The organism is Burkholderia sp. AU18528, from assembly GCF_002223215.2.
Lineage (GTDB): Bacteria > Pseudomonadota > Gammaproteobacteria > Burkholderiales > Burkholderiaceae > Burkholderia > Burkholderia semiarida.
In genome coordinates this window covers 1,024,025-1,038,836 of the sequence record NZ_NKFC02000004.1, presented here as the reverse complement: position 1 = coordinate 1,038,836, position 14,812 = coordinate 1,024,025, and the positions used below count along the sequence as shown (strand labels likewise).

The window sequence follows — 14,812 nt, the reverse complement described above, 5'->3', positions numbered from 1 at the left end:
TCGGCACGCCACCATGAAAATGGGCGGGACAGGCCCAAGCCTGCCCCGCCCATGAGCCGATACGCGACGATTACAGCGTACGCGCGACTTCGGTCACTTCGAAGACTTCGAACTGGTCGCCTTCGATGATGTCGTTGAAGTTCTTCACCGACATACCGCACTCGAAGCCTTGCTTCACTTCCTTCACATCGTCCTTGAAGCGCTTCAGCGATTCGAGTTCGCCCGTGAAGATCACGACGTTGTTGCGCAGCACGCGCACCGACGACGAGCGCTTGACGATACCGTCCGTGACCATACAGCCTGCGACCGTGCCGACCTTCGGTACCTTGAAGACCTGGCGCACCTCGACCATGCCGGTGACCACTTCGCGCTTCTCCGGCGCCAGCATGCCCGACATCGCCGCCTTCACCTCATCCACTGCGTCGTAGATGATGTTGTAGTAGCGGATATCGATGCCGTTCGCCTCGGCCAGCTTGCGCGCCTGTGCATCCGCACGCGTGTTGAAGCCGATGATGACCGCCTTCGATGCCGTCGCGAGGTTGACGTCGTTTTCGCTGATGCCGCCGACCGCGCTGTGCACGATCTGCACGCGCACTTCGTCGGTCGACAGCTTGAGCAACGACTGCACGAGCGCTTCCTGCGAACCCTGCACGTCTGCCTTGATGATGAGCGGCAGGTTCTGCACTTCGCCTTCGCCCATCTGCTCGAGCATGCTTTCCAGCTTCGCGGCCTGCTGCTTCGCGAGCTTCACGTCGCGGAACTTGCCCTGACGGAACAGCGCGATTTCACGCGCCTTGCGCTCGTCCGGCAGCACGATCACTTCCTCGCCCGCGCCCGGCACTTCCGACAGACCCTGGATCTCGACCGGGATCGACGGGCCGGCTTCCTTCGTCGGCTTGCCGTTCTCGTCGAGCATCGCACGGACGCGGCCGTAGGCCGTACCCGCCAGCACGATATCGCCGCGGTTCAGCGTACCGGACTGCACGAGGATCGTCGCGACCGGGCCTTTACCCTTGTCGAGCTTCGCTTCGATCACGATGCCCTTGGCCGGCGCTTCGACCGGTGCCTTCAGTTCCAGCACTTCGGCCTGCAGCAGCACGTTTTCGAGCAGATCGTCGATACCTGCGCCCGTCTTGGCCGACACCGGCACGAACGGCGAATCGCCGCCGTATTCTTCCGGCACGACGCCTTCCGCGACCAGCTCCTGCTTGACGCGATCGGGGTTCGCTTCCGGCTTGTCGATCTTATTGATCGCGACGACGATCGGCACGCCACCCGCCTTCGCGTGGGCGATGGCTTCCTTCGTCTGCGGCATCACGCCGTCGTCGGCCGCCACCACCAGCACCACGATGTCGGTCGCCTTCGCGCCGCGTGCACGCATTGCCGTGAACGCTTCGTGACCCGGCGTATCGAGGAACGTGATGACGCCACGCGGCGTATCGACGTGGTAAGCGCCGATGTGCTGCGTAATGCCGCCCGCTTCGCCCGCGGCAACCTTCGCGCGGCGGATGTGATCCAGCAGCGAGGTCTTGCCGTGGTCGACGTGACCCATCACCGTGACGACCGGCGGACGCGGCAGTTGCTCCGCATCGGTACCGGTTTCGCCCTCGACGAGCAGCGCTTCCGGATCGTCCAGCTTCGCGGCGACCGCGCGGTGGCCCAGCTCCTCGACGATGATCATCGCCGTTTCCTGGTCCAGCACCTGGTTGATCGTGACCATCTGGCCCATCTTCATCATCACCTTGATGACTTCGGAGGCCTTGATCGACATCTTGTGCGCAAGATCGGCAACCGACACGGTTTCCGGCACGTGCACTTCACGGACGATCGGTTCGGTCGGCGCCTGGAACGACGATGCGCTGTCCTGGTGACGGCCGCGACCCTTCGGGCCGCCGCGCCAGCCGCGGTCGACGCCGCCGCTCGAATCGCCGCGCGTCTTGATGCCGCGACGCTTCGCTGCGTCGTCCTGCCAGCCGCCCTTGCCTGCGCCCGGCTTCTTGTTGCGGTCGCCCGCGCCTGCCGGCGCCTGCGTCGCGGCCGGTGCCGCGGCGCCGGCCGGCTTCTTCACGGCCGGACGCGCCTGCGCACCTTCCGGCTTCGCCGGCTTGTGCAGCGTGCCCTTCGCTTCGGCCGGCTTCGCCGGTTCCGCCGGCTTCGGCGGCTCGACTGCCTTGACCACGGCCTTGCGCGGCGTGTTCATCATTTCGCGGATCGCGCGTGCCTCGGCTTCGGCCGCCGCGCGGCGCTTGCTGATCTCTTCCTGCTCGGCGCGCGCCTTGTCGGCTGCCTCGCGAGCAGCGTCCTCGGCCTTCTTCGCCGCTTCGCGCTGCGCCGCACGTTCCGCGGCTGCACGCGCTTCGTCCTGCGCGGACTGCGTCGGCGCCGTTTCCTGCTCGGCCGCGGCGGCCTGCCGGGCTGCCGCCTGCTGCGCCGCGGCGGCTTCCGCCGCGGCACGCTTCGCCGCCGCTTCTTCCTCGGCGCGACGGCGCTCGGCCTCGGCCGCTTCCTCGCGGGCGCGACGCTCGGCTTCCTCGCGTTCGAGGCGTTCCTGACGCTCGCGCAGTTCCTGCGCCTGCTTCTCGAGCAGTTCGGCCTCGCGGCGCGCTTCTTCCTCGCGACGCTTCAGTTCCGCATCGTCGTCCGCTTCGGCAACCTGCGCCTGACCCTGTTCCGCACCGTCGGCCACGTCGTCGCGCTTGACGAACGTACGCTTCTTGCGAACCTCGACCTGAATGGTGCGAGCCTTGCCCGTCGCGTCAGATTGCTTGATCTCCGACGTATGCTTGCGGGTCAGCGTGATCTTGCGCTTGTCGCCGTCGGTTGCGCCGTGCGACTTGCGCAAATGATCGAGCAGACGCGCCTTGTCCGCTTCGGACAGCGCATCGTCTTCACTCGCTTTCTGGACGCCCGCTGCCTGCAGCTGTTCGAGCAGCACACCAGCAGGCATTTTCAGTTCCGCGGCAAATTGGGCTACGTTGTTACTCGCCATTCATTCCTCTTAGTGCAAGGACCGATTCCTTGCGGTTAGCATCGGGTCAGGCCATACGGCCGCCATCAAATCAGTGCGCCATGGTCATTTCTCACTGGAACCAGTGTTCACGTGCTTTCATGATCAACGCCTTAGCGGCATCCTCTTCCATCCCGGTCATGTCGACCAGTTCATCCACAGCCAGCTCGGCGAGATCGTCGCGCGTCTGCACGCCATGTTCGGCCAGCTTCGCGAGCAGCTCCGGCGTGATGCCGTCGAGGCTCTTGAGATCCAGCGCCGCGTTCTCGACCTTTTCTTCGTTCGCGATGGCCATCGTCAACAGCGCGTCGCGTGCGCGGTTGCGCAGTTCGTGCACGGTGTCCTCGTCGAACGCTTCGATTTCGAGCATTTCGTTGAGCGGCACGTACGCGATCTCTTCGAGGCTCGTGAAGCCTTCGTCGATCAGGATGTCGGCAACTTCTTCGTCGACGTCGAGACGCGCCATGAACAGCGCACGCAGCCGGTCGCGTTCTTCGCCCTGCTTCAGGGCGGATTCGTCCGGCGTCATGATGTTGATCTGCCAGCCGGTCAGTTCGCCGGCAAGGCGAACGTTCTGACCGCTGCGGCCGATCGCGACAGCCAGTTCGTTCTCGTCGACGACGACGTCCATCGAATGCTTTTCTTCATCGACGACGATCGACTGGACGGCTGCCGGCGCGAGCGCGCCGATCACGAACTGGGCGGGATCCTCCGACCATAGCACGATGTCGATGTTTTCGCCACCGAGCTCGTTGCGTACGGCCTGCACGCGAGAGCCGCGGATGCCGACGCAGGTGCCGATCGGATCGATCCGCTTGTCGTAGGCGATGACGCCGATCTTCGCGCGCACGCCCGGGTCGCGGGCAGCCGCCTTGATCTCGAGCAGGCCCTGCTCGATTTCCGGCACTTCCATCTCGAACAGCTTCATCAGGAATTCGGGCGCCGTGCGCGACAGTTCGATCTGCGGGCCGCGCGCGGTGCGGTCGACCTTCGCGATATACGCACGCACGCGGTCGCCCACGCGCAGGTTTTCCTTCGGGATCAGCTGATCGCGGCGCAGCAGCGCCTCGACACGGCCCGATTCGACGATGAAGTTGCCCTTGTCGAGGCGCTTCACCGTGCCGGTCATGATCTTTTCGCCGCGCTCGAGGTAGTCGTTCAGGATCTGCTCGCGCTCGGCGTCGCGCACCTTCTGCAGGATCACCTGCTTCGCGGCCTGCGCACCGATGCGACCGAATTCGATGGACGGAACGGGTTCCTCGACATACTCGCCGACTTCGACGTCGGGATTCTGCTCACGTGCCTCGAACAGCAGGATCTCTCGATCCGGCTCCTGCAAGCCTGCCTCGTCGGGCACGACGAGCCAGCGACGGAAGGTTTCGTGCTCGCCGCTTTCGCGATCGATATGGACGCGGATTTCGGCGCCTTCGTCGAACAGCTTCTTGGAAGCGGAAGCGAGCGCGGCCTCGAGGGCGCCCAGCACCACATCCTTGTCGACGTTTTTCTCGCGCGCCAGCGCATCCACCAGCATCAACACTTCGCGACTCATTATTTGCGGCTCCTAAAGTCAACTTGCGGAATCAGGCGGGCTTTGTCGATATCGGCCAGCGTGAAATCCAGCATGGCTGCCTCGCCCTTCTTCCCCTCAAATTCCAAACCGATCGTTTCGCCATTCGGCGCGTGCAGAATGCCCCGGTACGTCTTGCGCCCGTCCAGCGGCTTTTTCAAGGTCACGGAAGCTTCGCTGCCCGCGAAGCGCTCGAAGTCGGCCAGCTTCTTCAACGGGCGGTCGAGCCCCGGGGACGAGACTTCGAGCCGTTCGTAATCGATGTTTTCGACCGTCAAGACGTGCTGGAGCTGACGTGTGACCTTTTCGCAATCTTCGAGCGAGATGCCGGCAGGCTGATCGATATAGATGCAAAGCATGCCGCGCCCGGTGCGCTCGAGATCCACCAGCTCGTAGCCGAGCCCGGTGACCGTGGTTTCTATCAGTTCCGTCAGTTGCACAGTGTCCTCTCAGGTGTTCGCGCCCGCCGCTCGCGATTCACCCGCGGGCGCGCGCCTTAGCCGGCGCAGGAAGCGCTACCCGAGATGCCTAACCGTTTCAGCAAAAAAAAATGGGCGGAACGCCCATCTTCTTACTGGTGGTCGCACCTGAGCCGCACATTGAATCCGTACGCCCAGCGACTCCGCGATTATAGCGATTTTTGGCGCAAACGCCAAGCCAGCCGGTAAAAGCAGCGCGTCGGCTGCCTTTACGGACCGAAAATGCGAAATCGGGCTGCCCGATCGACCGATATCACCCTGCCGTACCGGTGATCGCCGTTGTCGCGGCACGCGACATCGATGCAGCCGAACCCCGTCAATACAATGCGTCGCGTCGACACAACCGGCCGGATGCCGGCCAGACCGACGAGCCGGCGGCTTTACGCCGCCGTACGACGCCAATCGACAGCGACTTAACGGCTGCGCGTGCGGCTGCGCTGCGGACGCTGGCCGCCGCGCGGGCCGCCGTTGCCTGCGCCGTCGGCACGATTGCCGCCCGGATTGCGATTGCCGCCGCCCTTGCCACCGCCGCGCTTGCCGCCCGCGCCATCGCGCTTGGGACCGGCGCCATACGACGCGCGATTGCCGTCGACATCGCGACCGCCGCCGGCGCGGTTGCCGTCACGCCCCATGCGGTTGCCGTCGCGGCCGCCGCCCGTGCGATTGCCGTAGCCCGACGGCGCAACCGGCAGGCTGCCGTAGCCGCTCAGGCCCGGCAACCCCGGGCCGCCGCGCCGGCCACCGCCGCGACGCGGCTGGTCGAGTTGCCCGTGCGTCGTCAGCACCGGCTCGCGGCTGATGAAGCCCATCGACGTCTGCATCGGATCGGGCTGGCGACGCTCGGCCGGACCGGCAGCGCCGCGCTTGCCCTTCTCCTCGGACGGCGCCTTCAGCCCGACGGTCGCCATCAGCTTGCGCACCTGCGCGTCGTCGAGCTCTTCCCAACGGCCACGCTTCAAGCCGCGCGGCAGCGGAATCGGGCCGTGACGCGTACGGATCAGCCGGCTCACCATCAGGCCGACCGCCTCGAACATCCGGCGCACTTCGCGATTGCGGCCTTCGGCCAGCGCGACGTGATACCAATGATTCGTGCCTTCGCCGCCGCCATCGCGGATACGCAGGAAATTCGCCGGACCGTCGTCGAGCTCGACGCCGTGCAGCAACTTCTGCCGCATGCCTTCGGACAGCTCGCCGACGACGCGCACCGCGTACTCGCGCTCGACGCTGTAACGCGGATGCATGAAGCGGTTCGCGAGGTCGCCGGAGGTCGTCAGCATCAGCAGACCTTCGGTATTGAAGTCGAGGCGGCCCACCGCAAGCCATTTCGCCGTCTTCATCGGCGGCAGGCGGTCGAACACCGACGGACGGCCTTCCGGATCCGCGTGGCTGACGATTTCGCCGGTCGGCTTGTGATACAGCAGCACGCGCGGCGGCTTGTTCGGCAGCTTGCGCTTGACCGGCTTGCCGTTGATCCGCACCTGGTCGGTCGGCATGATCCGCTGGCCGATGTGCGCGGGCTCGCCGTTCACCGACACGCGGCCGGCGACGATCAGCTCTTCCATTTCGCGGCGCGAACCCATGCCTGCTTCCGCCAGCACCTTGTGGAGCTTCGGCGCGTCGTCGTCCGGCGACAGCACGCGCTTGTTCGCCGGCTGGTTGCGCCCGCGGCGCAGCATCGGCGCACGTACGCCGCTACCGCCCGCGGAGTTGTCCGCATCGAAGGCGGGCGACGTCACGTACGCGAACAGTTCGTCCTGGGACGCATCGCCTTCAACGGGTTTCGCCGAGCCACCTTCTGCCTTCGATGCCCCGCGACGGCCCTGGCCGCCCTTGGCCGCGCCTTCGCGCTTGCCGGCCGGCTTGCGAGTGCCCTTGGCCGCGCCTTCCTTGCGCTGCGCACGCGCCGGCTGCGCATCGGCAGCCTCGGCCGGCTGCGCATCCGCGCCCTCGGCACCCTGCTGCTCGCCTTCGGCGCCCTTCGACTTGGCCGCCGCGCGACGCCGCGCGATCAGGCTGCGCGGACCGCGCCGCAGACCGCGGCGGGGACGCTCGTCGCCACCCGCGGCCGAAGCATCCTGCTCCGGCGCATCGTCGGCACGCGCTGCCTGCACGGCAGGCGCGGACGATTCAATATCGTGGATATCTGTCAAAACAACCTCAAAATGTCAGGTCTCGCGCCCGGCGCGGGCGCGGCAAGAAGTTGGCCGCGATCAGGCGCGACGCTGTTCGGGTTCTGCTTCGTCGTCCGGCAGCGCGTCGGCGCCGATGGGCGCACTGGCGCTTCGTACGGCATCCGCGAGACTGTCGGACGTGTCGTCCAGCGTCTCGTCGTCCGCAGGACGGGAGCGGGGGGCGTCGGCCTGATCGGCCTCGCCGGGCGTGTCGCCGGCCGCTTCCGCTCCGTCTCCGGCAGCCGCTTCGGCGGCCGGCTTGCGATCTTCCTCGCTCGAATCCGCACGCTGCGGCTCGGGCTGCACATCGGTCGACACGGCTTCGGCGCCGACCTGTTCCGTCCGTTCCGCGTGCCCGCGATCAGCATCGAGCGTATCGCGACTCGGGAATTCCTGCGTCGACGCGACGTCGGCCACGGCATCGCCCGGCACCTCGGCCGACTCGCCGGCGGGCATGTCATCCGCCTGCGCCTGCGGCACGTCGGCCGCAGCCTCGTCGGTCACCGGCACGTCGCCGTCGAAATCCATGGCCTGCTGCGCGAGCAGCGCGGCCTCGATGTTCGCGGCCGGCTCTTCGAGCGCCGGCAGGTCGTCGAGCGCCTTCAGGCCGAGATCGTCGAGGAATTGCTTGGTCGTCGCATACAGCGCCGGACGCCCCGGCACGTCGCGATGACCGATCACCTCGATCCAGCCGCGATCCTCGAGTTGCTTGACCACCTGCGTATTGACCGTGACGCCGCGAATCTCTTCGATGTCGCCGCGCGTGACGGGCTGCCGGTACGCGATGATCGCGAGCGTTTCGAGTACCGCGCGCGAATATTTCGGCGGCTTCTCGGGATGCAGGCGATCGAGATAATGACGCATCGCCGGCTTGCTCTGAAAGCGCCACCCGGTCGCCAGCGCCACCAGTTCGACACCGCGACCGGACCAATCCTGTTTCAGATCTTCGAGCAACGTGCGGACCGTGTCAGCCGACACGCCGTCGGCAAAGAGCTTGCGCAAATCGCCGAGCTTCAGCGGCTCCTGCGCACAGATCAAAGCAGTCTCGAGGACGATCTTCGCCTCTTGGGTATTCATGCAGCTAGGCCAGACCCTGTGGTCAAACGAACCGGATCAACAAACAGACGAAAGGAACGGAAGACGCGCTCGCCCGATTCTGATCGGTCATATTGATGGGAGCACGAACCGGGGGCGGCGAACCAACTTCAGGCCAGGCCCAAACCGGACGGAACAGCACGGCTCAACGACGGAACCGCGTGACTGAACGCCATATTACGCAAAATTGCCCGGTGCGTAAAGATGAGCGGAACAGGCCGCCGCCCGGGCCGCATGCCCGCTCCGGCCCCGCTTCAGCGAGCGCCGGCGCCGCGTGCCAGGAACCGGCGCAGCCGCTCCACGCCCGCGTCGAGTCGCGCCGGATCGCACGCATAGCACCAGCGCACGAACCCCTCCCCCTCGGGGCCGAACGCGCGCCCGGGCGCAAGGCCGAGCCCTGCCTCGCGCACCAGCGTCGTGCAGAACGCCAGGCTATCGGCCGCGCCCGGCAGCCGCAGGAACAGGTACATCGCGCCCGGCGGCGGCGGCACCTCGACGCCCGGCAACGTCCGCAGCGCGGCGACCAGATGGTCGCGCGCGTCGCGCAGCGCCGAGACGAACGACCGCACGAACGGCTCGCCGTCGCGCAACGCGACCACGGCCGCGGCCTGCACGAAGCCCGGCGCACACGACGTGTTGTATTCGACGAGCTTCGACAGCTCGCCCATCACCGACGTCGGCGCAACCAGCCATCCGAGCCGCCAGCCCGTCATCGCCCATGCCTTCGAGAAGGAATTCACGACCACGACGCGCTCGTCGCGCGACGCGATATCGAGGAACGACGGCGCACCGCCCTCGCCGAATGCAAGCCGCTCGTACACCTCGTCGGCGACCAGCCAGATGCCGTGACGACGGCAATGGGCGAGCACGGCCTGCTGATCGTCGCGCGACATCGTCCAGCCGGTCGGGTTGTTCGGCGAATTGATCAACAGCATCCGCGTATCGGGCGTCAGCGCCGCGAGCAACCGGCCGACGTCGAGCTGCCAGCCCGCGTCGCCGTAATCGAGCGGCACGCAGTCGACCCGCGCGCCGAGAATCTTCGGAATCTCGACGAGATTCGGCCACAACGGCGTGACCGCGACGACACGCTCGCCCAGCCCGACGAGCATCTGCGCAGCCAGCATCAGCGCATTCACGCCCGAACTCGTCACGGCGACCGTGCCGGCCGCCGTCGCGCCGTGACGCGCGCTGACATAGGCCGCGATCGCGTCGCGCAGCGGCGCCGTGCCGAGATTGTGCGTGTAGAAGGTCGCGCCCTCGCGCAGCGCCGCCGCTGCGGCGTCACGGATGAAATCCGGCGTCACGCGATCGGATTCGCCGAACCAGAACGGCAGCACGTCCGGCACGCCGAAGCCGGCGTTCGCGACTTCGCGGATCAGCGACGGGCGCAGCGCGTGCACCGCGGCGCGCGCCGCAGGCTCATCGTTCACCGGGAAAAAACCTGCGGAATGCGTCATCGAGAACCACCGCCAACGAACACGATCCACGTAGTGTACCGGCCGGCAAGCCGGGCCGGCTCACGCCGATGCACATCAATCGAGGTCCTCGGCCCGCGCCGGCATCTGCCGCACGAGCTCCCAGATCGCCTGCGCGGCGGGCGACAACGACCGGTCGCGGCGGCGCACCAGCTCGACGGTGCGTTCGGTGCGCGGCGTGAGCGGCCGCGCGACGAGCGTCGAGCCGGCGGGCAGCGGCAGCGATAGCCATGGCTGCACGCTCACGCCGACACCGGCCTCGACCAGCCCGAACACGGTCGCCGAATGCCCGAGTTCCTGCATGACCGTCGCGTTGACGCGATGCGTGGCCAGCGCCGCATCGATCAGCGGCCGGCTGCCCGACGCATGGTCGAGCAGCACGAGGCGCTCGCCGTCCAGCGCCGCCCACGGCACCTCGGACCGCGCCGCGAGCGGATGGTCGGCGCGCGCGACAAGGCAGAACGAATCGGTCATCAACGGTTCGCAGACGAGATCGGCGACCGTCAGCGGCCCGATCACGACGCCGAAATCGACTTCGCTCGACTTCACCTTGCGCAACACGTCGCTCTGTACGTCGTCGCGCAGGCCGAGCGTCACGAACGGGAACTGCCGCTCGCACGACGCCACCACGCGCGGCATCAGCCTGCATGCGATCGTCGGGCTTGCCGCGACGATCACGCGCCCGCGGCGCTGCTCGCCGATCTCGCGGATCTCGCGCAGCGTATCGTCGAGATCGTCGAGCAGGCGCGACACGCTCGCGATCAGGTTCGCCCCGACGTCGGTCAGTTGCACGTCCCGCGTCGTGCGGTCGATCAGCTTCAGCCCGAGTTCGGCCTCGAGCTCGCGCACGCAGCGGCTGACCGCGGACTGCGTGAGCCCGATCTCGTCACCCGCCCGGCTGAAGCTCTTGAGCCGCGCGACTTCGATGAACACGCGAAGCTGGCGCAGCGTAACGTTCATCCCCTGACCTCATCAATCGTCGATATCGATGCGCGATTTTAATGCGCGAAACCGGCTTCGGTGACGAATCCGGCGTCCTTCGCCCATGTTTCGCTGCGGTGCAATACGTTCGCAAACGCACGTGACATGGGCGAATTGCACAAGATTGGTGATTGTCCCGATTTGCTCACGGGTTATTTTGGCGTCTTATACGCCCCTAGCTGACTTAGCCGTTAGCTCGCTGCCAAGCGGCTCTCGAGGGATTCACCTCCGACATGGCACGCTTCGTGCATTACCTTGCGCACAGGGTGCAGGTTTCGTCGGACGGAAGAGCAGAAACACCGCTGCCGGCCAACCGGACGCCCCCACCCGGCACTCGACGATCGAGTGCTTGAAGAGTGCGCGGCGCAGGGCAGCGCACCGGAGTTAGCTTCGCTGAGGTGAGGACATGATGCTGTTCGACGATTTGAGAGATAACGAATGGGCGCTGGTCGAGGGTCTGTTTTGCTCGGAACCCGCACGGAGTGAGCGGCGCGGCCGTCCTCGCGTGGAAGCTCGTTCGGTGGTCAACGCCGTGCTGTGGGTGCTGTCGACGGGCGAAGGCTGGTCCAAACTGCCGGGCCGCTATCCGTCCCCGCCGACCTGCCGCCGCCGCTTCGACGAATGGCAGGCGGACGGTACGCTCGCCGAAATCGTGAAGCGACTCGGCACGAGCGGCCGGCAGATTTCGCTGCGTGGACGCATCGGCGCAAGCGCGGCGAAGCCACCCGCGCCGCCGAGCCGCGATCGGTTGCGCGGCGCCTTCTGGACCAATCCGGAATCCTGGCGCGCGCCCGTCAAGATGGCGTAACGAATGCTCGATCGGGCGGCTTCGGCCGCCCGGTTTCTTTCTGCGACGCGATCTTGTTGCGCCGCATGCATTGCAGTCGATTACCGTTGTCGTGCCGCGAAACATCTATTTACCAATATTTACAGCAAGCCTGCACTCCCACGCTTACCTTAGCGACATATCAACAGGCCGCACGGACGGCTTGAAGGGAGCCCCGCCATGAAAACAATGTCACTGCTCGTTGCATGCGGCATTGTCGTTTCCGTGGCGCTCGCAGCTCCGGCCCATGCCGACGATCGCGTGAAGCCGCCCCATCGCCAGCAGGATCACCGCAATACCCTCCGCCAGCCGCCGTCCGCCAACCCGTCCAGCCGGCAAACCGTGCCGCGCGGCGACTTGCGCGGCGACATCGCCAGCAACGCGCGGGCGCGGATCGGCTCTCAGTCGCCCGGCGTGCCACGCCATCCGTAGACGTCCTGCCGATTTCGAGATTTCGCGAAAGAAAATGTCCGCATCCGGGAACTGCGCCGCATGCGGCGGGTCAACATCGTTGCCATGAGCACAGCGTGGCAGCAGCAAAAGTATCCGGTACGCCCGTATCTTCGCGATACGGGCTTTTTTTGCGTCGCGGGCCCGCGTGGCGATGCACGGGGCGGGATGGAATACCGCTACAGACGGCTTTCGAGAATCGCCACGGCGCTCGCTTCGCTCAACGCGTAGTCGTCCATGCGGCGATCCGTCCAGGAAAGTAATTTCTCTTCGCGCTCGAGGCGCGAGAATTCGGCTCGACCGCTGTCGGTCAGTACGGCAATGTCGACCGGTGCATGGAAGCCCGGTGCGGGGGCAACGGTCTTCTGCCGGACCGTGTCCATCAGCCCGAGCGAACGGAGATACTCGAACACGCCCGGGCGGCGTGCCCACGGTACCTGGCGGTACTGCACTCGTCTCAATGCGTCGAGCACCGCTTCGTTGGAATACGTGGCCATCTCGATTCTTTCTTAAAGTGCAGCGACAATGCGAAGCGGCGCGCCGGGCGGGGTCTCCGCCCGCCCCAACCGCCACCGATTCTGGAGGCCGACGTTCTCCGGCGTCGCGTCAGGGCCAGATCGTCAGTCCTCCATAAAAAGACACCATACCCCAATCAAATTGATTCTGTTCGATTCATTTGTACTTCTCTTCATCGGTTTCATGCTCTGCCGCAAGCAGCGTAGAACCATTTCGATCGTCGCCGTCGCGCTGTTCTGGCTGCTGGCGACGGGCTGGCTTGCGGCGCCGCTGATCGCCTGGACCGAGGCCGGCGTCACGCCGGTCGAACATCCCGACATGCACGGGCGAACCACGCTGATCCTGATCGGCGCCGGCACGCGCCGCACCGACACCGGATTGCAGCCGCCGCCCGATGGCGTCGCGCGCATCCGCACGGTTGCGGCGCTCTATCGCACGTGCCGGCAACAGGCCGAACGCTGTACCGTGGTGATGTCGGGCGGCGACCCGCAGCATCACGGCGACACCGAGGCGGCCGTCTACGGGCGCCAGCTCGTCGCGCAAGGCGTGGCGCCGGCCGATCTCGTGCTCGAACCGAACAGCCGCACAACCTACGAAAACGCGAAATTCACTGCATCTATACTACGCCCACAGTGTGACGACGCGCGCATTCTCGTCACGTCGTCGTACCAGATGCGCCGGGCCCTGCTCGACTTCCGCCATTTCGGCATCGATCCACAACCCGTTTATGCGAATCTCCGACGCGCGCAAACGGGCTGGCTGCCGCGCTGGCGCAACGTGGCCAACGCCGAGCAGGCGTTGCACGAACTGGTCGGGATCGCGCAATTCCACGTATATCGTTGGCTCGGCTGGTTTTGACGACATCGTCAAAATCGGCGCGAAAATCGCGGCACCATCCTCGATGGCCGACGCGTGACGAACTACGCGAAGTGTTGCGCGACTTCAACGGGGCCTTGCGTCGTGCGACGATCCGGTGCACATTGATCCGTCACTTTTGTTACACTCGACACGCACTCGATTGCAGTCGCCAGACAAAACGGCAACACTCGGGTTCATCACCACTTAGCGGAGGTAAAGCAATGAAGAAGACGTCCCTGGCTATCCTGGTAGCGATGTCGGCGCTGACTGGCGCAGCGTATGCGCAAGAGAGCACGCAGATCCAGACCATCACCGATCCGGCCAAGATCGCCGAGATCGAGCAGCGCGCCCAAGCGCTGCAACAGCAACAAGCGGCCGAAGCGGCTCAGCCGGCGGCGCAGGAAGAGCATCACCACGGCAAGAAGGCTGCGCATCACAAGGCAGCAGCGAAGAAGGCCGCCAAGAAGGCGAAGGCTGCAGACGCTGCCAGCCAGTAAGTTCGGCGGCACCGCTCCAGCGAAAAGCCGAATCCGGGCAACCGGGTTCGGCTTTTTTGGTTGCGGCGCCCGCGCGCTGTGCTAAAGTCGCGCACCGAAATTTTCCACCCGTGCGCACCCCGGTGCGGAGGACAGCATGAGCAACATTCAACTCGACATCGAGTGGACCGAAGCCGCCACTCGCAAGATCAAGCAACTGATGCCCCGCGGCTCGGACGACGCGTTCCTCGCGCTGCCGCCGATCGAGTGTCTGCCGATGGAGGGCGACGTGCTGTTCCTCGGCCCGCAAGGCAAGCAGCAACCGTTCATCGTTGCCGAGCGCCAGTATCACCACGACGGCGACGCCGACTGGACGATCATCCTGATCCTCGACGTACCCAGCGCGTCACACTGACGCGCCGCCGCGACCGGACACGTCCGGTCGCCCCACTCCGCCGCACTCCGGCTCAGACGAGTTTCGACAGCACGCGGATTTCGGAACGCTCGATCCAGTCCGCGGCCGCTTCGCGATAGGCGAGAATGTGCGCGGAACGCGCATGAGCGGCCAGCGCCTCCTCGCTCTCCCAACGCTCGACGAATACGAATCGCGCGGGCTCCCTCAGATCCCGGTGCAGGTCATACTGCAACGCACCGGCTTCGTTGCGGGTCAGCTCGACGATTCCCTCGAGCACGACGCGCAGTTTTTCCTCGGCGCCCGGCTTCGCCACGATCAGCGCCACGACTGCGATTTCCGCCATTCCCGCCTCCTTCATTCAAAAAGTCCGAGAATACGCGCATCGCGCACCGGCGACGCCGATAAGGCATGACGACGGCACAAAAAAAATAGCCCGCGCTTCAGAGAAGCGCGGGCGAAACCGTCGCCCTACGAGGATAGGCGACGGGGCCATCGA

At 65.9% G+C, this 14,812-nt stretch carries 13 protein-coding genes and 1 pseudogene; 5 read left to right on the top strand and 9 right to left on the bottom strand.

What is annotated here, in order from left to right; all coding sequences use genetic code 11:
* Nucleotides 1–70: 70 nt before the first annotated feature.
* The 7 genes from infB to CFB52_RS07535 form a co-directional block, all read right to left on the bottom strand.
* A complete protein-coding gene (infB, locus tag CFB52_RS07565) occupies nt 71–2,989 on the bottom strand; it encodes a translation initiation factor IF-2 (protein WP_059575770.1) in 2,919 nt (972 codons plus the stop codon).
* A gap of 91 nt (nt 2,990–3,080) precedes the next feature.
* Nucleotides 3,081–4,556 (bottom strand): transcription termination factor NusA, encoded by a 1,476-nt coding sequence (nusA, locus tag CFB52_RS07560; RefSeq protein WP_059499058.1) that lies wholly within the window; start codon nt 4,554–4,556, stop codon nt 3,081–3,083.
* Nucleotides 4,556–5,014: a ribosome maturation factor RimP gene (gene rimP, locus CFB52_RS07555; protein ID WP_059575772.1), complete on the bottom strand. Its 459-nt coding sequence runs from the start codon at nt 5,012–5,014 to the stop codon at nt 4,556–4,558. The genes nusA and rimP overlap by 1 nt, the downstream gene beginning before the upstream one ends.
* A 452-nt stretch (nt 5,015–5,466) precedes the next feature.
* Complete coding sequence (rluB, locus tag CFB52_RS07550) at nt 5,467–7,203, bottom strand: 23S rRNA pseudouridine(2605) synthase RluB (protein ID WP_099316351.1); 1,737 nt, start codon at nt 7,201–7,203, stop codon at nt 5,467–5,469.
* 60 nt (nt 7,204–7,263) lie between these two features.
* A complete protein-coding gene (gene scpB, locus CFB52_RS07545; protein WP_099316350.1) occupies nt 7,264–8,301 on the bottom strand; it encodes an SMC-Scp complex subunit ScpB in 1,038 nt (345 codons plus the stop codon).
* Nucleotides 8,302–8,573: 272 nt separating this feature from the next.
* Entirely contained in the window at nt 8,574–9,776 is a 1,203-nt protein-coding gene (locus tag CFB52_RS07540; protein WP_099316349.1) for a pyridoxal phosphate-dependent aminotransferase, read from the bottom strand.
* 75 nt (nt 9,777–9,851) lie between these two features.
* Nucleotides 9,852–10,754 (bottom strand): LysR family transcriptional regulator, encoded by a 903-nt coding sequence (locus CFB52_RS07535; RefSeq protein WP_060318259.1) that lies wholly within the window; start codon nt 10,752–10,754, stop codon nt 9,852–9,854.
* A 430-nt stretch (nt 10,755–11,184) separates the two neighbouring features.
* On the opposite strand from CFB52_RS07535, the pseudogene CFB52_RS07530 reads away from it, so the two are divergent.
* Both CFB52_RS07530 and CFB52_RS35005 read left to right on the top strand, forming a co-directional pair.
* A pseudogene (locus tag CFB52_RS07530) lies at nt 11,185–11,580 on the top strand (transposase); the annotation flags it as partial.
* A 201-nt stretch (nt 11,581–11,781) separates the two neighbouring features.
* Nucleotides 11,782–12,033, top strand: coding sequence for a hypothetical protein (locus tag CFB52_RS35005; RefSeq protein ID WP_060965968.1), 252 nt, complete (start codon nt 11,782–11,784; stop codon nt 12,031–12,033).
* A 197-nt stretch (nt 12,034–12,230) separates the two neighbouring features.
* Here CFB52_RS35005 and CFB52_RS07520 read toward each other — a convergent pair whose 3' ends face one another.
* The gene (locus CFB52_RS07520; protein ID WP_059575782.1) at nt 12,231–12,548 is read right to left on the bottom strand and encodes a hypothetical protein; all 318 of its coding nucleotides are present in this window, start codon (nt 12,546–12,548) and stop codon (nt 12,231–12,233) included.
* Nucleotides 12,549–12,708: 160 nt separating this feature from the next.
* Between CFB52_RS07520 and CFB52_RS07515 the strand changes: the two genes are divergently transcribed.
* The 3 genes from CFB52_RS07515 to CFB52_RS07505 all read left to right on the top strand — a co-directional run bounded on the left by CFB52_RS07515 (nt 12,709) and on the right by CFB52_RS07505 (nt 14,316).
* Nucleotides 12,709–13,425, top strand: coding sequence for a YdcF family protein (locus CFB52_RS07515; RefSeq protein ID WP_099316348.1), 717 nt, complete (start codon nt 12,709–12,711; stop codon nt 13,423–13,425).
* Nucleotides 13,426–13,646: 221 nt separating this feature from the next.
* A complete protein-coding gene (locus tag CFB52_RS07510; RefSeq protein WP_059575785.1) occupies nt 13,647–13,922 on the top strand; it encodes a hypothetical protein in 276 nt (91 codons plus the stop codon).
* Between the two features lie 136 nt (nt 13,923–14,058).
* Nucleotides 14,059–14,316 (top strand): hypothetical protein, encoded by a 258-nt coding sequence (locus CFB52_RS07505; protein WP_006486090.1) that lies wholly within the window; start codon nt 14,059–14,061, stop codon nt 14,314–14,316.
* 52 nt (nt 14,317–14,368) lie between these two features.
* Here the strand turns inward: CFB52_RS07505 and CFB52_RS07500 are convergent, their stop codons facing one another.
* The gene (locus tag CFB52_RS07500) at nt 14,369–14,659 is read right to left on the bottom strand and encodes a putative quinol monooxygenase (protein WP_099316347.1); all 291 of its coding nucleotides are present in this window, start codon (nt 14,657–14,659) and stop codon (nt 14,369–14,371) included.
* Nucleotides 14,660–14,812: the final 153 nt, after the last annotated feature.